Consider the following 21,416-nt stretch of genomic DNA (forward strand, 5'->3'; position numbering starts at 1 on the left):
GCTACTTCTACATCCCCGGCACCGAAACCTGCCTCAAGATCAGCGGCTACGTTCGTACCGAACTGCAGTGGTCCAGCCGTGACCGCGGCGACGGCTCCGACGATTTCGACTGGAACGCCCGTACCCGCGCCAAGGTCAACTTCGAAGCCAAGAACGACTCCGAAATCGGCACCATCGGTTCCTACATCGCGATCCGCACCTGGGCTGAAGGCGACTACGACGGTGGCGAACTCGAAATCGACGAAGCCTACATCACTGCAGCCGGCTTCAAGGTCGGTTACATGTATAACTACTGGGATAACGACCTGTCCGGCGAAACCGACGACCTCGGTTCGAACCGCCTGAACGCCATCGGTTACGAATATGCTTCCGACGCGTTCTCGGTCGGCGTCTTCGCTGAAGAACTGACCCAGACCTACAGCGGCGACGAGTCCTTCTACGGCGATAACGACAATGTCGGTATCGACGCCCAGATCGCCGCCACCTTCGGCGTCGTCACCGGCGAACTGCTCGGCGGTTACGACTTCGCAGCTGAAAACGGCGCCGTTCGCGCCAAGCTGCTTGCTGACATCGGCCCGGGCACCCTCGGCCTCGCAGCGATCTACTCCTCCGGCGCAAACGCCTACTACGACCTCGCAGAGTGGACCGTTGCCGCTCAGTACGAAGCCAAGCTGACCGACAAGATCAGCCTGACCCCCGGCTTCCAGTACTGGTGGAACTACGGCCTCGTCAGCGTCGACGAATTCGACGAAGACAACGAAGCCTGGAAGGCCGGCGTAACCCTCGATTACAAAATCGCGGAAGGCCTGACCACCAAGGTTTCGGTTCAGTACTTCGACGAAGACCAGGCCGACGACGACGGTTCCTGGGAAGGTTTCGTCCGCCTGCAGCGTTCGTTCTAATCCGATCTTTCGGATCGGGGATCCGGCCTTGCGGCCGGATCCCACCCCCAAAGCCCTGATATTCAGCGGTTTTGTATGTCAAATGTCTGAAATGCCTCGAGCTGGCCAGTTGAGACGACTGTTGCCGGCCCGCAACGTTATGTGACGAAAACTCGATCTTCCGCGGCATTGCGCAACTTATGAACTATACTTTTTATGCATCATAACCATATTCGATCCCGCAAGGCCCAAGAGGGGCCGGGATTGTAGTGAGGCAAGCGTGAACAGCATGGTATCGGAAAACAGGGAGACATTCGACGCAGGCGTCGAAGTGCCTTTTTATTCCGTTCATTACCAATACGGCTCCACGAGCAGGCTAAACGAAGTTCGTGACACATCCCTCCGTGCGCTGTTCGCCAAATATGGTGATATCCTCTGGCTGAATGGCAGCCACAAATACAACGTCACCAACTTCATTGCCGAACTGCACGATCTGCTGGATTGCCCGAGCTTCTCGACGTTCTCCGACGACATGCTCGATGAACTGATTGGAAAGTTGCGCAAACGCGGTAACAGCAATGCCACCATCAACAGAAAGATGGCGGCTTTAAGCAAACTACTGCGAAAGGCGTTCAAGATGGGAGACGTTTATAGCCTGCCCGAATTCAAACGTCAGAAAGAGAAGGCCGGTCGAATCCGCTTTCTCGACAAGGACGAGGAAAACGCGCTCTTCAACGAAATGAGGGCCCATTCCGATCTCTACTACAGATTCTGCATCTTCCTCGTCGATACGGGCGCCCGCCTGAGCGAGGGCCTGAACCTGCGCTGGGGCGACATGAACTCCACGCGCGTCACCTTCTGGGTGACGAAATCCGGACGCAGTCGCTCGGTCCCCCTCACCCACCGGGCTGCCGAGGCAATCGCCAAGTCGAGCAAGCGCCAACCCGGCCCGTTCTGCGAAATCGACCAGCAGCGCTTCCGCATCGCCTGGCACCAGGCGAAGGAGGCTGTCGGCCTCGGCGATGACAAGGACGTGGTCCCACACGTGCTGCGCCATACCTGCGCGTCGCGCCTGGTGCAGGGCGGGATCGACATCCGTCGTGTGCAGATGTGGCTCGGCCACCAGACCCTGTCGATGACCATGCGTTACGCGCATCTTGCCTCGCATGATCTCGATATGTGCGTACCGGTTCTGGAGCGCGCTGCCGCCTGCTGACCACCCCTTTTTTTTGAGGGGAAAATGTTAGCGCTAACATCTTCGTGATCGCTTCGTGATCGGGATGATGAACAAAGCAGCAGACCACTCCGCCAAACCATGAAGGCCGGACCCTTTGGGGCCCGGCCTTCGATGACGTCGTTGCGTTGCTATATATAAAGTGGAGACAGGCGAAGCTCACAGGGCGGAAAATGCGGCCCATTCGGCGTCGGCTTGTTCAGGCCAGCAGCGGTTTCAGGTCTGCGGCGGGATCGGCGATCACGGCCTTGTCCACGTTCCTTCCGAGTTCCAGCAGCTTCTTGCCGGTGACATAGGCCTTGGCATCGTTGATCGCATCGACGGCAATGAATTGTCCGCCGGCGAAATACCAGATGGACATGCTTCCTTCGCGGGCACCGGGCCTGACGACGGTCTCGTCATAACCGAGGTTGAAACCGGCGATCTGAAGCTTGACGTCATACTGGTCCGACCAGAACCAGGGCTTCGGCCGATAGGGATCGCTGCCTCCGGCCATGACCGCTGCGGCGGCTTCCGCCTGATCGACGGCATTCTGCACCGATTCCAGCCGGATCTTCGTCCCTTTCCAGTCGAAGACGGCACAGTCTCCCATGGCATAGACCGAAGGATCGGAAGTACGGGCGAAAGCGTCGACGAGAATGCCGTTGGCGGTCTCGATGCCGGCATCGGCCGCCAGCCGGTCATTGGGCGTCACGCCGATCCCGGCGATGACAATATCGGCATCGACGACGGAACCGTCGGAAAGTTCCGCCGCCCTGACCCGGCCATCCTGCCCGATGAGGCGAACGAGACCGGTCTTTTCGCGGATGACGACGTCGCGGGTTTGATGGATGGCGCGCATGGCGTCCGCCGTCTCGGTCGCGGCGACACGGGCGAGAATGCGGTCCGCCATCTCGATCAATGTCACCTCGAGCCCGAGATGACGCGCAACCGCGGCCGCTTCCAGGCCGATATAGCCGCCACCGACGATCAAGAGCCGCCGGCCGGGCTTCATCTCCTCCGCCAGCCGGTCCGCATCCGCCTTGTCGCGGACCGTATAGACACCTTTTAGATCGCCGCCGATCACCGCCGGCAGACGACGCGGCGTCGATCCCGTGGCGATCGCCAGGGTTTCATAGGCAAGTGTGGAGCCATTGAAGAGCCGCACGGTCTTGTTAGACCGGTCGATCTCCTCGACCGGCGTGGACAAGCGGATCTCCACGTCGTTCTCTCCATACCAGGCCTCCGGCCTGAAGAGGAGGCGGTCGAAGCTCATCTCGCCGAGCAGATACTTCTTGGAAAGCGGCGGGCGCTGATAAGGCAGCACATCCTCGGCGCCGAGAATGGTGATCGGTCGCGTGTCCTTCAGGGTCCGGAGTTTCGCCGCAAGCGCAAAACCGGCCTGCCCCGCCCCGATGATGACCAGTCTGCCCGTCACATCATTCTCCCGATGTCTTGTTTCCTCGCATGCCGTTCCCGCAAAAGCGCTGCCCGCTTCTGCGCGACGTGCCTGTCTGGAGATCGCGCCGATGGCCGCTTCTGGCCGCGCGGAAGGATGGCCAAGGGGTAGCGCGGCGGCATCAACCCGTCAAGCAGCCAGACGCACCGGTCGGTACTCCGACCTTCCCGTGTAGGTAAGGCCGGAGCATCGCTGCCTTGTCAGAGATCCAGCACCAGATGGGGACGTCCATTCGACGTTTGGCGCGGGGAAACACCCTTGCCGTCGATGGTGGCGTTCACTCTCTGGCGGAAGGCCGAAAAGCTGTCGAACGTCACGACATCCACGGGTTCGTCGAAATGCAGCGTGATCGTATAATAACCGCTCTGCGAAAGGCGGGAGAATGCGAGGACGCATCCGGTAAAGCGCTGTCCGAGATATTCGCCGCTGACATGCGCTCCGACGGCGGCCGGGGCCGCTTCGGCATTGTCGCTGCGGGCCGCCAGGGCCGACAGCGTGTTCCAGTCGCGAACGCCGTGGCTCTTCGCCACCAGTTCCAATGCGGCCCCGTGGCTGACAGGCGTACCGCTGCCTGCCATGGCATCGCGCAAACGCTTCGCCTGGGATTTCAGTTCATCGATCGTCAATGTGGCCATGGACATGGCAACCTCTCTTCTTACCGCATGCAAGAATCGAAGGGGACCCGCATTGCCCCTGACGCGCATGCGCTGACGAGGGTTCTTCCATGTTTCCAGAGGACTTCACCAAGGGCTCTTGCCCGCGGGCGGCCGGTGCCTCAACCGGTGGCACTTATGGAAAGACCGGCCGCCGCTGTCAAGAGCCGCGGCTCAAACTCCGTTCAGGCGTGTCGTACTGCGGCCGAACGGCACAGACCGCTCGTATTTTACGCATCCCGTTGAGAAAGCATAAGGGAAGTTGCGCTATATTGAGACCAAAAGACAATCGAGGGAGGGTGTCATGCCCTTGCAGGCCATACCGGACGCGAAACAGAACATACCGCCGGACCGTGTCTACGAGAAATTCACGGTCGACCGGCCGGGCAAGATCATCTTCGTCGGCCGCCACCTCAGCACGAAAACCAAGCTGCGTTGTCTGATCCGCACCATCTCCCTTTACGGCGCCGAACTCGAGGTGAGCCCGCATATCTCTCTGCCCGACCATTTCTTTCTCGAAATCCTGGGCATTCACGACGAGATCGGCTGCACCCTGATCCGTCGCGAGGCGGAGAAGGTGACGGTCGGTTTCAACATGCTGATTAACGCGGAATTCCTGCACCACGTCGTCCGACTGTCTTTCGAACTCGGTCAGTAACGGATGCCGGCCGCCTCGGCGGCCGGATCATGGCTCCCGCTTCGAGAGGCGCCATTCATGCGGCAAGGAGCTTTTCGATCTCCGGGACCGGCATCTTCACATAGTCCTTCGCCACTTCCGCACGAAGCACCGCCTCGACCTCGGCACTCAGTTGCGGACGAAGGATGCCGAGCGCTTTGGGCGGAGCCACCAGCACGAGGTTCTCGATCTCGCCGCTCTGGGCCATCCGACCGAGCCTCTCTGCGATTTCCTTGAGAAAGTCGGCCTCCGCCTGTTCATGCCAGTCGGTCTCTTCCATGGCGCTGCGCGCCTCGCCCATCGATTGGTGCGCGCGGCCCGGACGATCGGTTCCCTGTTCCCGGCTCGGCTCGTCGGACTGTGTCACGGTTTCGACAACGGCCAGGTCCAGAAGCTGGGCGTTGCCATTGTTGCGCAGGAACAGGGCCTTTGCGCCATCGCAGACGACAACCCAGGCCTCGCGGCCGATAACAATGCGTTCCATCATTTTCCTCCGTCTCTGTTTTTATCGCCGGCCCAAGCCCCCCCGCTCGGTACCCTCTTAAGTATAGGAGTTCGCCGCCGGATTTCATGACCTGTGTCAAAAAACGGTGTGCAGAGACGTTATTTCAGCGAAAAAACAGGGCAAAACCGAAGGATCGGTAAAACTGTAACCTTCCTTTTGACGTCAGGACAATTGTTTTGGCGGACAGTCCTTTTCATCGCCGTTCCGAGGAGGCAGGAGAAATGGAAAGTGCACAGGGACAGATGCTGGGTGCCACGCATCTCGCATCGGTCAGATCGGAGATGTACGAGCGCAAGTGGGAGCGCTTCTATGTACGCCGACCGGCGCGCATCATGGCCGTGAGCCCGGGCCTCAGCGGCATCACCATGCGAAGCTGTGAGGTCGTCGATATCTCGCAAGGCGGCGCGGCGATGGAGATCACCACGACGATCGGCCTTTCCGCCCATTATTATCTGCAGATTCTCGGCCTCGCCGATCGTATCGGCTGCGCGGAAGTCTATCGAAACGGCAATCGCGTCGGCGTGAAGTTCATATCCATCATTCCCGAGGCGCTCCTGCATACCATCGTGCGCGCCGATTTCATGATGGGCGAAAAGATCGAAAAGCCGAAACGGCGCTGACCATGTCCGGACCGTTCCGTTTTTCCGTTTCCTCGCTGCGGAAGAGCCGGAAGCTTGCCCTTGCGCCTTCGGCGCAACGTCCTATGTTGGGCCGATTTTCACGTCTGCCCAGGATACCCATTCAGCAATGCCCGGATTTACCCGATTCACGCCTCTCGTCGATGCCCTTCCAGCAACCGTTCCCTTCGTCGGCCCCGAGGCCATCGAGAGAAGCCGCGGCCTTGCGGTCAAGGCGCGCATCGGCGCCAATGAAAGCGGCTTCGGACCCGCTCCCTCGGTTCTTACCGCGATCCGGGAAAAGGCCGGCGACATCTGGCAGTACAACGATCCGGAAAACTTCGCGCTGAAGACGGCTCTTGCCGCCCATCTCGGGCTTGCGCCGGCCAATATCGTGGTCGGCGAGGGCGTCGATGACCTGCTCGGGCTGATCGTCCGGCTGGTGATCGAGCCGGGCATGCCTGTTGTCACTTCGTTCGGTGGATACCCGACCTTCAACTTCCATGTCAGCGGCTTCGGCGGCCGGCTGGTGACGGTGCCCTACAGCGGCGACCGCGAGGATATGGAGGGGCTCCTGGCCGCTGCCAAGCGGGAGGATGCGGCCCTCGTCTACTTCGCCAATCCCGACAATCCGATGGGGAGTTGGTGGGATGCCGAAAGCGTTGTGGCTTTCGCCCGCGCGCTGCCCGAGACCACGCTGCTTGTCCTCGATGAAGCCTATAGCGAATGCGGTCCGGAAGGCTCGACGCCCGCCGCCGACGCGCTGGTCAACCTGCCGAACGTGATCCGCACGCGCACCTTCTCCAAGGCCTACGGGCTTGCCGGCGCGCGCGTCGGCTATGCCTTCGGCGCGCCGGAGACGATTGCCGCCTTCGACAAGATCCGCAACCATTTCGGCATGCCCCGGCTTTCCACCGAGGCGGCGCTGGCAGCGCTTGCGGACCAGGCCTATCTGAAGGCGGTCGTCGGGAAGATCCGAGCGGCGCGGGAGCGGATTGCGGCCATCGCGGTCGCGAACGGCCTTAAGCCCTTGCCCTCGGCAACGAACTTCGTCGCCATCGACTGCGGCCGCGACGGCGCTTACGCCCGCTCGATCGTCGATGGATTGATGCAGCATGGCGTGTTCATCCGCATGCCGGGGGTGGCGCCGCTCAACCGCTGTATCCGCGTCTCGACCGGTCTTCCCGAAGCGCTCGATCTTTTCGAGGAAGCACTGCCGAAGGTGCTTGCTTGTCTCTGAGCCCTATTGCTTCGCCACAATAAAAAGAACCGCGCCGGCCTTGTCCCTGCCGGTCGCGGTTCTCATGTGTTGGCATCGGCCCCGTCCAAAAGACCCCCGCCACGTTCCCCTCTCCCAGGGTTTTTCTTGTCGCCCCCGGCCGGCGGTTACGCCGGCTCTGGTCGGTAAAATACTCAGTGCATCGTCATCCATTCGCGGGCGGCGCGAAGTGCCGCTGCCAGCTCGGGCTTGCTCATCGTCTGGGCCAGATCGGCGCGCAGCTCGGCGGCGCGTTCGCAGCCCTTGATGGCTGCGATGTTCAGCCACTTGTGCGCCGAGACGAGGTCGATCGGGCAACCGCGGCCGGTTGCATACATCAGACCCATGTCGCAGAAGACATCGGCGCGGGTTTCGCCACCCATCGTGGCCATTCCGGAATTGTGCATTTCAAAGCGTGCCATCGGTTTTGTCCCTGTCTAGCCTAACGGTTTGTACTGTCCCTGTTTTGCCCCTTTCGGAGCTCCTTCCGGACCCCTGCCGTCTCTTTCGCGGCTTTGTTAAGATCCTTCCGGCCGGCGGGTTTTCCCCTGCTCGTTTGATGAGCCCACTATGCCAAACGCTTTTCAACATGCGCTTAAAATGCATGCTTAATTTGCTGAAAACAAAGTACAAACGCTTGGTAAACTTGGGTTTTTGTTAAACATCACTTTGCCTGCGTATTAAGGACTTTCGACTAAAATTTACAAAGGATTCAGATTTGCTTTTAAACCGAACGATAACCATGAGAATCGCTTGTTCCGCCGGCGCCACATCAAAAGAGGCGGGGTCGAGGGCTGCCTGGACCGCATAACGGCTATTTACCTTTACGTTTGCGTAAGATAATTTCCCCTCGCTGATGAGGCTGCCTGGGGGACGAGAGCGTCCGGCCGGAGAGGACGGCGGAGGCCTCATCGACATTCTGGTTCTTTTCGGGAGGAAGACATCACTATGCGTAGCATCATCATCGCCGCAGCACTGGCCCTTGCGGCCGTCACCGCCCAGGCTGCCGAGCCGATCGAGGGCAACTGGAAGACCGCCAGCGGCGCAACCGCCGAGATTGCGCCCTGCGGCGGCAGCTTCTGCGTAACGCTGAAATCGGGCAAGCATGCCGGCAAGCAGATCGGCAAGATGGCCGGCACCGGCGGCATCTATAAGGGCGAGATCACCGATCCGGAGGCCGACAAGACCTATTCCGGCTCGGGCACGGTTTCCGGAAACTCGCTGAAGATGAAGGGCTGCGTTCTCGCGGTCCTCTGCAAGTCGCAGACCTGGACCCGGCTTTGAACCCAGGGGTGGGGCGGAGCGGTTGAGCCTCGGGCTCGCCGCTCCGAAATAAGAAGCCGGTTGCAGGGTCTGCGCCCCCGCTGGCGTCGACCAGCGGGCGGATAATCATTAATCCCTTGCCCGATAGGCTTCCGGAATGACGAAGATTTCGTCGGCGCGGCCGTAGCCGCCATCCGGCACTTCCTCGATCAGCACCATGGTATGGGGCCGCGCGGCCTCGCTGAAATATTCCACCAGCATGTCGGTGGTGCGGTGGACGATTTCCTCTTTCTGCAGTCTGGACAGAGCGCCCTCAGGCGTCTTGATGTTCACGAACGGCATGATCTTCTCCTTTCAGGCTCGTGTGGGATGAAGCAGGTCCTTGAGGCCGATGCGCTCGAGAAGCTGCGCGCGGACCCGATCGGCGACACCATTGACGACCTCCGCGCCATCTTCGGACGGGTCCACGTGGACGCGGAAGGGACGCTTCCCATGCGGCATGGCGACCACATCGGCCACGGCCCGCGCCACGGCGGACGGGTCCGCCTCCGCCGGCTCGAGGCTGGCAAGGCCCTGCAAAGCCGTCTCATCGGCACCGGCGTAGGGACCTTGCCAATAGGCGGCCGAACGTTCGGCATCGGCCGGCTGCATGGCGTGGGCGAAATGCTGTGTGCCCTTGGTAAAGGCACCAGGCACGAGGATCGTGGTCTCGATGTCGAAACGGGCAAGTTCCAGCGCATAGCTTTGAGCAAGCGCATCCATAGCCGCCTTGGCCGCGAAATACGGGGCAAGGAAGGGCGGCGTGCCGCCGCGCGTGCTGCTTGAGCCGATCCAGACCATAAGGCCTCCACCCGACTTGCGCATGAACGGCAGGGCCGCCCGGTTCAGGCGGTGCGCACCGACGACATTGACGTCATAGAGCTGGACAAGCTGCTCCGGCGAGAAGGCCTCCGCCGGGCCGAAACCCATGTGGCCGGCATTATGGACCAGCACATCGAGCCGGCCCGTCTCCCCGATGATGCGGGCAACGGCGCTCTCAGCCGAAGAAGTGGAGGTGACATCGAACTCGATCGGCAAGAGATGCAAACCCTCGCTCCTTGCCAAAGCCTCGATCTCGGCGACCGGCGCTCCGCCATGGGCCTTGAGGTCACGCATGGAGGCGTAGACCCGATGGCCGGCGCGGGCGAGCGACCTCGCGGTCATGGCGCCGAAGCCGCTCGAGGCACCGGTAATCAGAACGGTCTTTTCCATGGCCCCCCTCCTCACACCACGCCGCCATTGGCGCGAAGGACCTGGCCATTGACCCAGCCGCCATCCGGTCCGGCAAGGAAGGAGACGACGCCGGCTATATCCTCCGGCTGGCCCAGGCGCTTCAAGGGGTTCATGCCGATGATCGCCTTCAGCAGATCGTCCGACTTGCCCTTCATGAAGAGTTCCGTTTCGACCGGCCCCGGCGCCACGGCGTTGACGGTGATGCCCTTCGGTCCGAGTTCCTTGGCGAGGATGTGGGTGATCGCTTCCACCGCCGCCTTGGTGGCGGCATAGACACCATAGGCCGGCTGGTAGAGACCGACGACGCTCGATGAGAAATTGACGATACGGCCCCCCTCGCGCAGTCGCTGCGCCGCTTCGCGAACACCGCGGAAGACACCGCCGAGATTGATGGCGACCTGCCGTTCGAAGGCTTCATCCGTCGTATCGGCGATGGGGGAGAGCTGCATGATGCCGGCATTGTTGACCAGCACGTCCACCCCGCCGAAGGCCTGTTCGGCCGAATCGAATAGCGCTTTCATGCCATCGGTCGCGGCAATGTCGGCCTTGACGGCGACAGCGCGCCCTCCGGCGCTCTCTATCTCCTTCACCACCGCGGCGGCGGCTTCGACCCCGCTTGCGTAATTGACGATAACGGCAAAGCCGTCTGCCGCGAGGCGTCTGGCGATCGCCGCCCCAATGCCTTTGGACGAACCCGTTACGATGGCTGTCCTGTTGATGTTTCCTATCATGACGACACTCCTTGTTTGCGTCTGAGAGGAAAATCGCGCCGCCGACATTCAAAAACAATCGGCGGATAATTGACATTTGAATTCGGCTATGCCGAACAATCGTCATGGATCGCCTTGACCGCATGCATCTGTTCGTTCGTGTCGTGGAACGCCGCAGCTTTTCGGCTGCTGCGGCCGATCTCTACATATCGCGATCGACCGCAACCGAAGCGATCAAGCAGCTGGAAACGGATCTCGGGGTGCGATTGCTGGAGCGGACAACGCGCCATGTGACGACGACGCTGGACGGCCGCGCCTATTACGAACGCTGCGTCGGCATCCTTGCCGAGGTGGAGGAGGCCGACAACGTCTTCCGCGACGCCCGGCCGCGCGGGCTGCTGAGGATCGATGCCCATCCGCTGCTGACCCGTACCTTCCTGTTGCCGCGTCTCCCGGAATTTCTTGCCCGCAACCCGCAACTCGATCTGCATATCGGACAGGGAGACAGGCTGGTCGATCTCGTGCGCGAAGGCATCGACTGCGCGATCCGGGCGGGCGAACTCCCCGATAGCGGCATGATCGCCCGCAGGCTCGCCTTCATTTCGGAAGTCACCTGCGCCAGTCCCGATTACATCGCCCGGCACGGAATGCCTTCCTCACCCAAGGACCTCGAGGGCCATGTCTGCGTGGGTTTCGTTTCGTCTCGCACCGGCGAGGTCATACCGCTCGAATTCATGATCGACGGCGCGCCGCGGCTCGTACCATTGCCGAGCCGCGTCACCGTCAACGATTCCGACACCATGGCCGATCTTGCCCGGCTCGGCTTCGGCCTCATACAGGCGCCGCGCTACCGGCTGGAACGGGATCTCGAAAACGGCACGCTGGTCGAGGTACTCAAGGATTTCCCGCCCTCGCCTACACCGCTCTCGGCGCTCTATCCGCAGAACCGACATACATCGGCGAGAGTTCGCGCGTTCCTCGACTGGGTGTCCGGCATCTTCGCCACCGCGCAGATCTGAACCGGACTTTGCCGCAGTATGGGCTGCCCCTCCTAAGCGACCAGGAACTGCAATCGCTCGTCGGCACGGCCGGGATCGATTTCCATGATTTCCGTGGAAACAATCCCTTCCGCGACAAAGGGATCGTCTTCCAGGCGCTGCTGCAGGGCATCGAGCGACACGCCATGAACAAGGATCGCGCCACCCAGTCTGGGCTGCAGGCTGCCGGCCAGCAGGAATATCCCGTCATCGAAGCCGCGTTTCAGCCAGGCATTATGTGCCTCCATGAATTGCGGCGCGCGGGCGCGGGCTTCTGTAAACTTCAACTGCACGACAAACACCGGGAATCCTCCTTCGGCGGACTGAGGGACATCGGAAAACTGATTCAAACGGTGGGCGACGTGGCGGAGGCCCGAACCTCCACCGGTTCCTTCGACAACTCGCCATCGAGCCAATCGCAAGCCATCCGCACCTCCCGGCGCACGAAGGCTTCATCGCGAAAGGCATTGGCGAGAACGGCAACGCCCTGGCTGCGGACAAGCAAATGCATGGCAAGGTCGTCCGCATCCGCGCGCCCGAGTGCCACGAACTGCCGGGAGAGCCAGTCCCGGAACAAGGAGAACAACCGGTTGGCCATCGGAAGGGACGGATGGTCGAGCTTGGCCAATTCGCCGCAAAGGGTACCGACCGGGCAACCGTACCGCATGATCTTCGCCTGGTTGAGGATCAGGATTTCGATGAAACGCGCGATCCTCTCCCGAGGCGTCAGGCTTTCCTGATACCACTGCGCAAGCAGGGCCGCGGTCTGTTCCAGCCGACGCCCGATGACCGCCTCGAGAATCTCGTCCTTGGTCCGGAAATGATAGTAGAAATTGCCGCGGGATATCCCAACGGCGTCGCCGATATCCCCAAACGAGGTGTGTTCATAGCCGCGCTCGTAAAAAAGCCTGTCAGCCATTTCGACGATCGTTTCCCGCGTGTTCTTCCGGCTCATGCGACCACTTTCAAACAATTCGATTAGGACGATTGACCTAATTTATAATTAGGACAATTGCCCTAATCGGTCAACACGAAAAACCCGGCGTCTCCGCCGGGCTGGTAACGGTGCCGCGAAAGGAGGGTTCAGCGCGCCTTCTGGCCGAACAGCACTTTCTTGGCTTCCTCGTCCTGAGCGATGTTGCTGCGCCGCTCCTGACCGACGGCGATGCCGCGCTCCACCGCCGGACGGGCCATCACGGTCTCGAACCAACGCTTCAGGTTAGGGAAATCGTCGAGATCCTGTCCCTGGTTCTTGTGGGGGATAACCCAGCCGATGCAGGCGATATCGGCGATCGAGTAATCGCCGGCAAGGAAGTCGCGGTCGGCAAGCCGCCTGTTCATCACGCCGTAAAGGCGGTTCACCTCGTTGGTATAGCGGTTGATGCCGTATTCGATCTTTTCCGGCGCATACTGGCGGAAATGGTGGGCCTGACCGGCCATCGGACCGAGGCCGCCCATCTGCCAGAAGAGCCACTGGTCGACCTCGACACGGGCGCGCTCTTCGGAGGGATAGAACTTGCCGTATTTGCGTCCGAGATATTGCAGGATGGCTCCGGATTCGAAAACAGAGATCGGCTCGCCGCCCGGTCCGTCCGGATCGATGATCGCCGGCATCCGGTTGTTGGGCGAAATCCTGAGGAAGTCCGGCTGGAATTGCTCACCCTTGCCGATATTGACGTATTTCACCTCATAGGGAACGCCGAGTTCCTCGAGCATGATGGAGATCTTCCAGCCGTTCGGGGTCGGCCAGTAATAGAGTTCGATCGGTCCGGTCATTCAAATTCTCCGTGCTGAAAGCAATCGCGGCCCGCAGACAGCGTGCCGCCTGCGAAAACCGCGTTCTCAAGAAGTGGAGATGACGAAACGATATTCAAGCGCCGAGCGGCGCCCGGTGTGTCTGGCCTGCGCCTACCAGGTGATCGGCTTCGAAATGCGGAACTGCAACGTCTCCATGCCCGGATTCTTCTTGCCGAGATCGGCATTGGAACGGTGGTCATAGAGCACGGAAAACTGCCAGTCGTTGGGCGCCTTCCAGCCGAGTTCAACGCCGGAACGGAATTCGATGGGATGGCCGAGATCGACTTCGTCGCCCTGCATGTAGAGGCCGGGAGCGAAGGAGAAACCGGCGAAAAGATCGATATCGTTGATGGAAAAATCGATCTGCTGGTAGAAGCCCGCGCCGATCCAGGCGCCGCCGGAACTCGTCACCGACAGATCGATCATCGGGTGCAGACGGTCGAACAGTTTTTCGCCGTAAATATAGGAGAGGCGGGTTTCGAAGCTCTTGGCTTCCTCCTGATAGAGCGTCGTGCCCATGGAGATCGCCAGTCGGTCCGTCAGTTCGGGACGATGGATGGAGAACTTTTCGCCCTGCACCTCGGCGGAAGGCAGGCTCATCAGCCAAAACAACGCAGCAAGCCGACCGTCCATGCATCCCCCTGTGCGGCCACCGAGGCGCCGCCGAAACCACAATTCAACCGGTTCGCGTTCCGGTCACGAAACGCGATGTCCAGCCAAGTTATGTTAAATTATGTTAACGCAAGAGGGAATGTCCAGTGTCCGGAGAGACACACCGGCACTATCGTTAACTGAAATGAACCATGGATGAACCTCCGTCTCAGGCGCCATTCAGGGCGTTGCCGTCATAAAGGCGACAACCCAGAAGGAAAGGCGACGACAATGGCCAAGCTTTCGAGACGAATCACCATCATCACGCTGTTCATGGCGATCTTCGCCATTCTGCTTGCCGAACTCGTCGTTTCAGCCGCCGGGAGCCCTCGCCGCATGCAGGTCGGCATCGCCACCACCTGCATCAATCCGGCAAGCCCGCTCTGCGTCGCGGCGCTCTGAGAGAGGACGACCGATGACCGCCTCGATGACCGCCCTCGCCTCCTGCCTCCTGCGCCCGGTCCTGATCGCAACGCTCATGCTCGGCCCGGTCATGGCCATCGGGATTGCGCATTCGCAGGAACTTCGCGCCGAAAAGCGCGGCGCCGGGCTCGTGCTTTTCGTCAGCCTTCAGCGCCAGTCGATGAGCTGAAGGAAAGCCGTCCTTGCGCCCGACCATGCGCCGGCATCTTTTTCCCGCCCAGCGGCCGGTCGCGTCGTTTGCTTGTCAAGCAAGCTCCACTATAATGAAGCATGAACAAGCGAATCCATATCCCATCACCCGTCAATTTCATCCTGCCTGAGTCCTATGAGCCCAGGGTATTCAACGAGGCAGAGCCTGCGGTCGCTGCCCTGATCGAACTCTACGAGCGCAATACCGCCTTCCTGATCGACGCCTTTTCGGGGCTCGCCAAGGGGGCGCCGATCGCCGGGCGCTACAGGGCCTTCTATCCGCAAGTCGGCATCGAGACCACCAGCTTCGGCCATGTCGATTCCCGGCTCTCCTACGGTCACGTCACCTCACCCGGCCTTTACACGACGACGGTCACCAAGCCGCAGCTCTTCCGGCACTATCTGGTGGAACAGCTCAACCTGTTGATGCGCAATCATCAGGTTCCGGTGGTGGTCTCCGAGTCGGAAACGCCGATCCCGCTGCATTTCGCCTTTGGCGAAGGCGCGCATGTGGAGGCCGCGGCAAGCGGCCTCGTCGACATGCCGCTGCGCGACCTCTTCGACACGCCTGATCTCACCACCACGGACGACGAGATCGCCAACGGCGAATACGAACCGCGTCCGGGCGAACCGCATCCGCTGGCCGCGTTCACCGCCCAGCGCATCGATTATTCGCTGGCCCGCCTCTCGCACTACACGGCGACCAGCGCGACGCATTTCCAGAACTTCGTGCTGTTCACGAACTACCAGTTCTACATCGACGAGTTTTGCGCCTATGCCCGCAAGCTGATGGCCGAGGGCGGCGGCGGCTATACAGCCTTCGTCGAACCGGGCAATGTCGTCACGCTGCTGGGCCACAGCGAGCCCGAGGGCGGCGTGTCCGTCGGTCGCCTGCCGCAGATGCCCGCCTATCACCTGAAGATGAAGGGGCATGCCGGCATCACCATGGTGAACATCGGCGTCGGCCCCTCCAACGCCAAGACGATCACCGACCATATCGCGGTTTTGAGGCCGCACGCATGGCTGATGCTCGGCCATTGCGCCGGCCTTCGCAACAGCCAGCGTCTCGGCGACTACGTGCTGGCGCACGCCTACATGCGCGAAGACCACGTGCTCGATGACGACCTGCCGGTCTGGGTGCCGATCCCGGCGCTGGCCGAGGTGCAGCTTGCGCTTGAGGATGCCGTCGAGGAAATCACCGGCTATGAAGGCTTCGAGCTGAAGCGGATCATGCGCACCGGCACTGTCGCCACGATCGACAACCGCAACTGGGAGCTTCGCGACCAGCGCGGACCGGTCAAGCGGCTCTCGCAGGCCCGCGCCATCGCCCTCGACATGGAATCGGCGACGATCGCGGCGAACGGTTTCCGCTTCCGCGTTCCCTATGGCACGCTGCTGTGCGTTTCCGACAAGCCGCTGCACGGCGAACTGAAACTGCCGGGGATGGCGACCGCCTTCTACAAGACGCAGGTCCGCCAGCATCTGCAGATCGGTATTCGCGCCCTGCAGAAGCTCGGCGCCATGCCGAAGGAAACCCTGCATTCCCGCAAGCTTCGCAGCTTCTTCGAAACCGCGTTCCAGTAAGACGCCCGGCACCGGCTGTTCTCAGCGGCCGGCAGCCAGCTTGCGGAGGCCGTTCAGCGCCAGCGAGACGGCCGCGCCGATGAGAGCGGCCAGCATGATGATAAGATGCATGTTGACCGCCGCCTTGCCGAGCAGTTCGACCGCGGCCTTGTCGGCCGGAGCGCCCAGCGCCAGCGCGCCGGCAACGATGCCTGCCGGATAGGTGCCGACACCGGCGGGGGCGTGAAAAGGCAGAACGGAAGACAGTTCCCCGCCGAGAGCGCCGCCGAAGCTCGCCGCCAGCGGTCCGACGCCCATGAGGCCGAGCGCCCAGGCGAAGACCAGAACCTTGACGCCCCAGTTGATGACCGTCACGATCCAGGCGCGCAGAAGCCCGCCAAGCGTTGCCGGCAACCCGTCTTCGATACCGTCGAGAATACGGCCGAGCTTGCCCTTGAGCTTCGGCCGCAGGAGCCGGAGAACCGGTCCCTTGATGAGATAGGCCGGAATGGGGGCCAGCAAGAAAGCAAGCCACGACAACGCCGGCCAGAGCTTGTTTTCGGCTTCCAGAACCAGCCCTAAGCCACCCGCCGCCAGAAGTGCATGCAGGTCGAGAAGCCGCATCACCAGAAGGGCCGAGGTTCCATGCAGCAGCGGCACGCCGAACTCGGTGCGCATCAGCAGCGGAAAGCTGGTCTCGCCGCTGCGGAAGGGCAACATGATGTTCAAGAGGTTATGCACCTGGGCAAGATGGAAGAGCTCGATGAAGCGTCCGCCGGTCTGGCGCGGAAAGTAGTCATAGAGCCGCCAGGCGCGAACGAAATAGGTCGAGACCAGAAGTCCGATGGCGAGCGCCACCGTGCCGTAGCCGATCGCTTGCCATTCGGCGAAGATCGTCGACCAGCCCCAGATGTAATGTACGAAGACGGCGTAGGCGAGAATGGCGGCCAGCGCGATCAGCGAAAGCCGATGACGGGCGAATGCCGAAGGGCGGCGCATGGCCGCATCGCTCTTCATGGCGGTATCAAAACTTCCGAATTGCGCTCAATGCGTAGTTCCTATAACAAACGCCCCAACAAAAGCCAGTATTTTCCGGAGTCCTTCCCCCGTGTCGTTCGAACGCCTCGCCCTGCCCATTGAAGACGGTGCCTCCTATGCGGTCGAGCTGTCGCTCGTCGTGCCCGTCATGAACGAAGAGGAGAGCCTCGGCCCGCTGGTCGACCGCATTTGCGACGCGATGAAGGGTTTCGACAAGAGCTGGGAACTGATCCTGATCGACGACGGCTCGACCGACCGCACGCTGTCCTATGCGCGCTCCTATCTCGGCCGGGAGGGCCTGGATCTCAGAATCATCGAGTTCCAGCGCAATTTCGGCAAGGCCGCCGGCCTGCAGGCCGGTTTCGACGCAGCGCGCGGCCGGCTGATCGCGACGCTCGACGGCGACCTGCAGAACGACCCCTACGACATCCCGTCGATGGTGGCCGAACTCGACGCCCGCGACCTCGACCTGCTCTGCGGCTGGCGCAAGGCACGGCAGGACGCGCTGGTCCTGCGCAAGATCCCGTCCTGGTGCGCCAATTATCTGATCGGCTCGGTTACCGGCGTCAAGATTCATGACAATGGCTGCGGGCTCAAGCTCTATCGCTCCGCCGTCATCAAGCAGGTCCGCATTCTCGGCGGCATGCACCGCTTCATTCCGGCCTGGGTCGCCTCGGTGGTGCCCTCCTCGCGGATCGGCGAAGTGGTCGTCACCCATCACGCCCGCCAGTTCGGCGAATCGAAATACGGCATCTCGCGCACCATCCGCGTGTTCCTCGACCTTCTGTCGGTGCTGTTCTTCATGCGCTTCAAGCAGCGGCCCGGCCACTTCTTCGGCACGATCGGCCTTGTCATCGGCGCCATCAGCTCGCTGATCCTGCTTTATCTCTTCTGGGTGAAGTTCGGTCTCGGCCAGGATATCGGCACCCGTCCGCTGCTTCTCATCGGCGTGATGCTGTTCCTCACCTCGATCCAGATGATTACCACGGGCATTCTCGCCGAGATGCTGACGCGATCCTACGACACGCCGAAGAACTACGTGGTGCGCAAGACCTATCAGAAGGACGCGTGAACGTGGTCGCCGCGCTCCGGCAGCGGCCGCAGCTCCTCTTCCTGCTGCTGGCGATCTATTTCATCGTAAATGTCGCCGTGCGGCTCGTCCTGCCGCACGAACTGGAACTCGACGAGGGGCAGCAGCTGTTCCTCGCCCAGTGGCTTGCTGTCGGATATGACAGCCAGCCGCCGCTCTACAACTGGCTGCAATATGGCGCCGAACAGGTGCTGGGGCCGACGCTCGCCTCCCTGTCGATCCTTAAAAACCTGATGCTCTTCGCGTCCTATTCGCTGTTTGCCGTGACGGCGGCGACGGTGCTGCGTTCACGCGATCTCGCGATCGTCGCAACGCTCGGTCTCCTGACCATGCCGCAGGTCAGCTTCGAGGCGCAGCGCGACCTGACCCATACCGTCGCCGTGATCTTCACCGCCTGCCTCTTCCTCTTCGCGCTGGTCAGGGCGATCAAATCGCCGACCATCGCGAACTATGCGCTGACCGGCCTTGCCATCGGGCTCGGCTTCATCGCCAAGTACAATTTCGTGCTGCTGCCGGCGGCGGCGGCGCTGGCCATGCTGATGGAGCCGGAATTCCGTCGCCGCGTGCTCGACTGGCGCGTTGTCCTGATGGTCGCCGTCGCTGCCCTTGTCGCCCTGCCGCACGGGCTCTGGTTCCTCGATCACCTCGATATCGCCACCGGACGGACGATCGGAAAGCTGACGTCGGCAGGCGCGACAAGCAGGATCGGGCAGATCAATACGGGCCTCTTTTCCCTTGTTGCCGCCACCATCGGTTTCTCGATCATTACGCTTGCGGTCTTCGCCATCGCTTTCGGACGCGACCTCACCCGGGCGTTTTCGGCCTCCAGCCCGTGGAGCCGGCTGACCGGGCGGATCATGCTGATCTCGGCGGCGGTTGTCGTGCTGCTCGTGGTCTTCGGCGGCGCGACGCAGATCAAGGACCGCTGGCTGACGCCGTTTTTTCTCGTGCTTCCGCTCTATCTCTGCCTGAAGATCGAAGCGGCCGGCCTTGCGAGCGAGCGGCTGCTGCCCCGCTTCCTGCCGATCGGCATCGGGGCGATGGTGCTGATCCCGCTCATCCTGCTGGTACGCATCCCGGTTCACGGCATGACCGGCCACTATGAAAAGAACAACGTGCCTTATGCCGAGGCTGTCCATAGAATGCTGGCGAGCGAAGCGAACCCTCCGTCGCTGGTCGTCGCCTCGGACCAGCAGTTGGCCGGAAACATCCGCCTTCAGGCCCCGGATGTTCCGGTAATGCTTCCGGAATACGAAGCCTTCCTCAAGCCCTTCGCTTTCGACGGCACCCATCCGGTCATGGTCGTCTGGCGCAATCGCGGAAAAGCCGACCTGCCCCTGCCGGACGGACTTGCCGGATGGTTATCGACCCATGGGGGCCTCAAGGTCTCCGAAATCCGGACTGTCGCCCTGCCCTATCATTTCGGCCGAGCGGGCGATCTCTACCATTTCGCCTACAGCTATATTTATCCCAGGGCGGAGTGAGACCTTCCTTCATTCCTCGATGATGACCGGCTCACACCGGACCGGAAAATTCACCGAATTGGCGATGAAACACTTCTCGTGCGCCTCGTCATGGAGTTCGGCCGCGATCTGCGGATAGGTGCCCGCCTTGATCGTCACGCGCGGCTTCAGCACGACCTCGGTGAAGCGGCCGGCGCCATCCTCGTCCATGACCATCGTCCCCTCGGCATGATCCTCATACGCAATCACGATCACGCCCGACACCGAACAGAAGTGCAGATACCAGAGCTTGTGACAGGCTGAGAGCGAAGCGACGAGCAGGTCCTCGGGGTTCCAGCGCGCCGCATCGCCGCGGAAGGCGGGGTCGGACGATCCGGGAATGTCAGGCTTGCCGTCCGCCGAAATCACATGATCGCGGCCATATTCGCGATAGCCGGACGTGCCGGTTCCGAGATTGCCCTGCCATGTCACAGTGACGCGGTATTCGTGCTGCTTGCCAGCCATGTTTTCAACGCCTTCCCAATGTCTCGTTGCGGGTGACGATATGTCAACGCGCTCACGCCTCCAAGCCGGCAATGATCCCGCCTGCGGATCGCTGCACCGGAAAAATTTCCGGACGCCTCTTGCTTCGATAGATTTACGATATATCTTAGATGCAATTAAATACGGTCTAAAGGAACCAGACATCATGAAACACTTTCATTTCGGACGGCATGGTCACGAACATGCCTGGCATGCCATGCGGCACGGCTTCTTCGGCGGCGGGCCGGACGGTCCGCGCGGACGCGGACGTGGCGGAGAACGCCGCCGCATGTTCGAAGGCGGCGAGCTGCGGCTCGTGCTCCTGAAGCTGATCGAGGAACAGCCCCGCCATGGCTACGACCTCATCCGGGAAATCGAGAACCGCTCCGGCGGCGCTTATGCGCCGAGCCCCGGCGTGGTCTATCCCACCATGACTCTGCTCCTCGACATGGGGCTTGCCGAGGAAGAAACCAGCGAAGGCCCGCGCAAGCTGCTCGCCATCACCGAAGCAGGGCGTCAGCATCTTTCGGAGCGGGCCGACGAGGTGACGGTCGCGATGGCCCGCCTCGAAGCATTGGCGAAGGTCAGCGAGCGCACGGATGCCGCTCCCGTGCGCCGCGCCATGCAAAACCTCAAGGCCGCCCTGCAGGATCGCCTGTCACAAGACGGCGTCAGCCGCGAAACGCAGCTCGAAGTCGCCCGCATTCTCGATGAAGCAGCAAGCCGGATCGAAAGGATCTGAACATGACCAAGGCAATAGCCATCGTGCCGACCGAAAACGGCTGGAAATACCTGCAGCAGCTCTGCAAGCACTGGGCACACAAGCTCGAGGTCGAACTCGGCGAAAAGAGCGGGATCGTCCGCTTCTCCGAGGCGGTCGCGACAATGCGTGCCGATGATACCGGGCTGACGGTCGAACTCGAAGCCGTCTCCCCGGAGGTTCTGGAGCGGATGAAGGGCGTGGTGTCGAGCCATCTCGACCGTTTCGCGTTCCGCGAGGCGCCGCTTCCCTTCGAATGGAAGGCCGCCTGAGCGACCGGCGGCCAATAGAGCATTTCCGGTGAAAACGGAATCGCCTCCAATGCTCTATCTCTTTGGTTTCACGCAATTCCGGACGCAAAACCGGTTCCCACTTT

27 protein-coding genes are annotated in these 21,416 nt (G+C 61.5%); 14 read left to right on the top strand and 13 right to left on the bottom strand.

Annotated features, from left to right (window positions below):
- Window positions 1-902, top strand: a 902-nt coding sequence (locus J5N58_RS16295; RefSeq protein WP_244711672.1) for a porin, incomplete at its 5' end; no start/stop codon positions are given.
- 268 nt (window positions 903-1,170) lie between these two features.
- Window positions 1,171-2,097, top strand: coding sequence for a tyrosine-type recombinase/integrase (locus tag J5N58_RS16300; protein WP_113341121.1), 927 nt, complete (start codon window positions 1,171-1,173; stop codon window positions 2,095-2,097).
- Between the two features lie 217 nt (window positions 2,098-2,314).
- On the opposite strand, the gene J5N58_RS16305 is transcribed toward J5N58_RS16300, so the two are convergent.
- Together J5N58_RS16305 and J5N58_RS16310 are read right to left on the bottom strand one after the other, a co-directional pair.
- Window positions 2,315-3,532: an NAD(P)/FAD-dependent oxidoreductase gene (locus J5N58_RS16305; RefSeq protein WP_244711676.1), complete on the bottom strand. Its 1,218-nt coding sequence runs from the start codon at window positions 3,530-3,532 to the stop codon at window positions 2,315-2,317.
- A gap of 221 nt (window positions 3,533-3,753) precedes the next feature.
- Window positions 3,754-4,194, bottom strand: a complete 441-nt coding sequence (locus J5N58_RS16310) for a glyoxalase superfamily protein (RefSeq protein ID WP_112827398.1) — start codon at window positions 4,192-4,194, stop codon at window positions 3,754-3,756.
- Window positions 4,195-4,510: 316 nt separating this feature from the next.
- Between J5N58_RS16310 and J5N58_RS16315 the strand changes: the two genes are divergently transcribed.
- Complete coding sequence (locus J5N58_RS16315; RefSeq protein ID WP_113341118.1) at window positions 4,511-4,864, top strand: hypothetical protein; 354 nt, start codon at window positions 4,511-4,513, stop codon at window positions 4,862-4,864.
- Window positions 4,865-4,919: 55 nt separating this feature from the next.
- Here J5N58_RS16315 and J5N58_RS16320 read toward each other — a convergent pair whose 3' ends face one another.
- Window positions 4,920-5,366, bottom strand: a complete 447-nt coding sequence (locus J5N58_RS16320) for a host attachment family protein (RefSeq protein ID WP_112827400.1) — start codon at window positions 5,364-5,366, stop codon at window positions 4,920-4,922.
- A 263-nt stretch (window positions 5,367-5,629) separates the two neighbouring features.
- Between J5N58_RS16320 and J5N58_RS16325 the strand changes: the two genes are divergently transcribed.
- On the top strand, window positions 5,630-6,007 hold the full coding sequence (locus tag J5N58_RS16325; RefSeq protein WP_112827480.1) for a PilZ domain-containing protein: 378 nt from the start codon (window positions 5,630-5,632) through the stop codon (window positions 6,005-6,007).
- A 127-nt stretch (window positions 6,008-6,134) separates the two neighbouring features.
- Window positions 6,135-7,244, top strand: a complete 1,110-nt coding sequence (locus J5N58_RS16330) for a pyridoxal phosphate-dependent aminotransferase (protein WP_244711678.1) — start codon at window positions 6,135-6,137, stop codon at window positions 7,242-7,244.
- A gap of 173 nt (window positions 7,245-7,417) precedes the next feature.
- Here the strand turns inward: J5N58_RS16330 and J5N58_RS16335 are convergent, their stop codons facing one another.
- Window positions 7,418-7,684: a sel1 repeat family protein gene (locus tag J5N58_RS16335; RefSeq protein ID WP_112827402.1), complete on the bottom strand. Its 267-nt coding sequence runs from the start codon at window positions 7,682-7,684 to the stop codon at window positions 7,418-7,420.
- Between the two features lie 526 nt (window positions 7,685-8,210).
- Here J5N58_RS16335 and J5N58_RS16340 point away from each other — a divergent pair.
- Window positions 8,211-8,546, top strand: coding sequence for a DUF2147 domain-containing protein (locus J5N58_RS16340; RefSeq protein WP_113457526.1), 336 nt, complete (start codon window positions 8,211-8,213; stop codon window positions 8,544-8,546).
- Window positions 8,547-8,654: 108 nt separating this feature from the next.
- Here the strand turns inward: J5N58_RS16340 and J5N58_RS16345 are convergent, their stop codons facing one another.
- From J5N58_RS16345 to J5N58_RS16355, 3 genes are read right to left on the bottom strand one after another with little or no spacing between them, the layout of a single operon-like run.
- Window positions 8,655-8,867: a tautomerase family protein gene (locus J5N58_RS16345; protein WP_112827404.1), complete on the bottom strand. Its 213-nt coding sequence runs from the start codon at window positions 8,865-8,867 to the stop codon at window positions 8,655-8,657.
- Between the two features lie 12 nt (window positions 8,868-8,879).
- Window positions 8,880-9,776, bottom strand: coding sequence for an SDR family oxidoreductase (locus J5N58_RS16350; protein ID WP_244711680.1), 897 nt, complete (start codon window positions 9,774-9,776; stop codon window positions 8,880-8,882).
- Between the two features lie 11 nt (window positions 9,777-9,787).
- A complete protein-coding gene (locus J5N58_RS16355) occupies window positions 9,788-10,528 on the bottom strand; it encodes an SDR family oxidoreductase (protein WP_244711682.1) in 741 nt (246 codons plus the stop codon).
- 104 nt (window positions 10,529-10,632) lie between these two features.
- Between J5N58_RS16355 and J5N58_RS16360 the strand changes: the two genes are divergently transcribed.
- Window positions 10,633-11,526: a LysR family transcriptional regulator gene (locus tag J5N58_RS16360; RefSeq protein ID WP_244711684.1), complete on the top strand. Its 894-nt coding sequence runs from the start codon at window positions 10,633-10,635 to the stop codon at window positions 11,524-11,526.
- A 32-nt stretch (window positions 11,527-11,558) separates the two neighbouring features.
- Here J5N58_RS16360 and J5N58_RS16365 read toward each other — a convergent pair whose 3' ends face one another.
- From J5N58_RS16365 to J5N58_RS16380, 4 genes are all read right to left on the bottom strand, one after another.
- The gene (locus tag J5N58_RS16365; protein WP_113438670.1) at window positions 11,559-11,846 is read right to left on the bottom strand and encodes a YciI family protein; all 288 of its coding nucleotides are present in this window, start codon (window positions 11,844-11,846) and stop codon (window positions 11,559-11,561) included.
- A 44-nt stretch (window positions 11,847-11,890) separates the two neighbouring features.
- On the bottom strand, window positions 11,891-12,499 hold the full coding sequence (locus J5N58_RS16370; protein ID WP_113341111.1) for a TetR/AcrR family transcriptional regulator: 609 nt from the start codon (window positions 12,497-12,499) through the stop codon (window positions 11,891-11,893).
- Window positions 12,500-12,627: 128 nt separating this feature from the next.
- Window positions 12,628-13,320 carry a glutathione S-transferase family protein gene (locus tag J5N58_RS16375; protein ID WP_112827410.1) on the bottom strand — a complete coding sequence of 231 codons (693 nt, stop codon included), beginning with the start codon at window positions 13,318-13,320 and terminating at the stop codon, window positions 12,628-12,630.
- 132 nt (window positions 13,321-13,452) lie between these two features.
- A complete protein-coding gene (locus J5N58_RS16380) occupies window positions 13,453-13,974 on the bottom strand; it encodes an acyloxyacyl hydrolase (RefSeq protein ID WP_244711686.1) in 522 nt (173 codons plus the stop codon).
- A 249-nt stretch (window positions 13,975-14,223) separates the two neighbouring features.
- Here J5N58_RS16380 and J5N58_RS16385 point away from each other — a divergent pair, with 249 nt between their 5' ends.
- From J5N58_RS16385 to J5N58_RS16395, 3 genes are all read left to right on the top strand, one after another.
- A complete protein-coding gene (locus J5N58_RS16385; protein WP_244711688.1) occupies window positions 14,224-14,394 on the top strand; it encodes a hypothetical protein in 171 nt (56 codons plus the stop codon).
- A gap of 13 nt (window positions 14,395-14,407) precedes the next feature.
- Entirely contained in the window at window positions 14,408-14,584 is a 177-nt protein-coding gene (locus tag J5N58_RS16390; protein WP_162708153.1) for a hypothetical protein, read from the top strand.
- Window positions 14,585-14,685: 101 nt separating this feature from the next.
- Window positions 14,686-16,188 carry an AMP nucleosidase gene (locus J5N58_RS16395; protein WP_244711690.1) on the top strand — a complete coding sequence of 501 codons (1,503 nt, stop codon included), beginning with the start codon at window positions 14,686-14,688 and terminating at the stop codon, window positions 16,186-16,188.
- A gap of 21 nt (window positions 16,189-16,209) precedes the next feature.
- Here J5N58_RS16395 and J5N58_RS16400 read toward each other — a convergent pair whose 3' ends face one another.
- Window positions 16,210-17,184 (bottom strand): lysylphosphatidylglycerol synthase domain-containing protein, encoded by a 975-nt coding sequence (locus tag J5N58_RS16400; protein WP_112827412.1) that lies wholly within the window; start codon window positions 17,182-17,184, stop codon window positions 16,210-16,212.
- A 91-nt stretch (window positions 17,185-17,275) separates the two neighbouring features.
- Between J5N58_RS16400 and J5N58_RS16405 the strand changes: the two genes are divergently transcribed.
- Both J5N58_RS16405 and J5N58_RS16410 read left to right on the top strand, forming a co-directional pair.
- Entirely contained in the window at window positions 17,276-18,277 is a 1,002-nt protein-coding gene (locus J5N58_RS16405) for a glycosyltransferase family 2 protein (RefSeq protein WP_342346007.1), read from the top strand.
- On the top strand, window positions 18,274-19,779 hold the full coding sequence (locus J5N58_RS16410; protein ID WP_244711693.1) for an ArnT family glycosyltransferase: 1,506 nt from the start codon (window positions 18,274-18,276) through the stop codon (window positions 19,777-19,779). Before J5N58_RS16405 ends, J5N58_RS16410 begins: the two co-directional genes overlap by 4 nt.
- 9 nt (window positions 19,780-19,788) lie before the next feature.
- Here J5N58_RS16410 and J5N58_RS16415 read toward each other — a convergent pair whose 3' ends face one another.
- Window positions 19,789-20,262, bottom strand: coding sequence for an OsmC family protein (locus J5N58_RS16415; protein ID WP_113426429.1), 474 nt, complete (start codon window positions 20,260-20,262; stop codon window positions 19,789-19,791).
- A gap of 184 nt (window positions 20,263-20,446) precedes the next feature.
- Between J5N58_RS16415 and J5N58_RS16420 the strand changes: the two genes are divergently transcribed.
- Window positions 20,447-21,022, top strand: a complete 576-nt coding sequence (locus J5N58_RS16420) for a PadR family transcriptional regulator (RefSeq protein ID WP_113341106.1) — start codon at window positions 20,447-20,449, stop codon at window positions 21,020-21,022.
- A gap of 2 nt (window positions 21,023-21,024) precedes the next feature.
- Complete coding sequence (locus tag J5N58_RS16425) at window positions 21,025-21,312, top strand: DUF2218 domain-containing protein (RefSeq protein WP_244711695.1); 288 nt, start codon at window positions 21,025-21,027, stop codon at window positions 21,310-21,312.
- The last annotated feature ends 104 nt before the right edge of the window (window positions 21,313-21,416 follow it).

This window comes from Paenirhizobium cremeum (assembly GCF_022884085.1).
Classification (GTDB): domain Bacteria; phylum Pseudomonadota; class Alphaproteobacteria; order Rhizobiales; family Rhizobiaceae; genus Allorhizobium; species Allorhizobium cremeum.

Bases quoted from the DNA above. Each gene is read 5' to 3' on its own strand.
- J5N58_RS16395 (WP_244711690.1), top strand. From the start codon at position 14,686: ATGAACAAGCGAATCCATATCCCATCACCCGTCAATTTCATCCTGCCT.
- J5N58_RS16315 (WP_113341118.1), top strand. From the start codon at position 4,511: ATGCCCTTGCAGGCCATACCGGACGCGAAACAGAACATACCGCCGGAC.
- J5N58_RS16390 (WP_162708153.1), top strand. From the start codon at position 14,408: ATGACCGCCTCGATGACCGCCCTCGCCTCCTGCCTCCTGCGCCCGGTC.
- J5N58_RS16425 (WP_244711695.1), top strand. From the start codon at position 21,025: ATGACCAAGGCAATAGCCATCGTGCCGACCGAAAACGGCTGGAAATAC.
- J5N58_RS16415 (WP_113426429.1), bottom strand. From the start codon at position 20,262: ATGGCTGGCAAGCAGCACGAATACCGCGTCACTGTGACATGGCAGGGC.
- J5N58_RS16310 (WP_112827398.1), bottom strand. From the start codon at position 4,194: ATGTCCATGGCCACATTGACGATCGATGAACTGAAATCCCAGGCGAAG.
- J5N58_RS16400 (WP_112827412.1), bottom strand. From the start codon at position 17,184: ATGAAGAGCGATGCGGCCATGCGCCGCCCTTCGGCATTCGCCCGTCAT.
- J5N58_RS16300 (WP_113341121.1), top strand. From the start codon at position 1,171: ATGGTATCGGAAAACAGGGAGACATTCGACGCAGGCGTCGAAGTGCCT.
- J5N58_RS16360 (WP_244711684.1), top strand. From the start codon at position 10,633: ATGGATCGCCTTGACCGCATGCATCTGTTCGTTCGTGTCGTGGAACGC.
- J5N58_RS16330 (WP_244711678.1), top strand. From the start codon at position 6,135: ATGCCCGGATTTACCCGATTCACGCCTCTCGTCGATGCCCTTCCAGCA.
- J5N58_RS16345 (WP_112827404.1), bottom strand. From the start codon at position 8,867: ATGCCGTTCGTGAACATCAAGACGCCTGAGGGCGCTCTGTCCAGACTG.
- J5N58_RS16385 (WP_244711688.1), top strand. From the start codon at position 14,224: ATGGCCAAGCTTTCGAGACGAATCACCATCATCACGCTGTTCATGGCG.
- J5N58_RS16340 (WP_113457526.1), top strand. From the start codon at position 8,211: ATGCGTAGCATCATCATCGCCGCAGCACTGGCCCTTGCGGCCGTCACC.
- J5N58_RS16350 (WP_244711680.1), bottom strand. From the start codon at position 9,776: ATGGAAAAGACCGTTCTGATTACCGGTGCCTCGAGCGGCTTCGGCGCC.
- J5N58_RS16335 (WP_112827402.1), bottom strand. From the start codon at position 7,684: ATGGCACGCTTTGAAATGCACAATTCCGGAATGGCCACGATGGGTGGC.
- J5N58_RS16355 (WP_244711682.1), bottom strand. From the start codon at position 10,528: ATGATAGGAAACATCAACAGGACAGCCATCGTAACGGGTTCGTCCAAA.
- J5N58_RS16370 (WP_113341111.1), bottom strand. From the start codon at position 12,499: ATGAGCCGGAAGAACACGCGGGAAACGATCGTCGAAATGGCTGACAGG.
- J5N58_RS16420 (WP_113341106.1), top strand. From the start codon at position 20,447: ATGAAACACTTTCATTTCGGACGGCATGGTCACGAACATGCCTGGCAT.
- J5N58_RS16320 (WP_112827400.1), bottom strand. From the start codon at position 5,366: ATGGAACGCATTGTTATCGGCCGCGAGGCCTGGGTTGTCGTCTGCGAT.
- J5N58_RS16375 (WP_112827410.1), bottom strand. From the start codon at position 13,320: ATGACCGGACCGATCGAACTCTATTACTGGCCGACCCCGAACGGCTGG.
- J5N58_RS16325 (WP_112827480.1), top strand. From the start codon at position 5,630: ATGCTGGGTGCCACGCATCTCGCATCGGTCAGATCGGAGATGTACGAG.
- J5N58_RS16380 (WP_244711686.1), bottom strand. From the start codon at position 13,974: ATGGACGGTCGGCTTGCTGCGTTGTTTTGGCTGATGAGCCTGCCTTCC.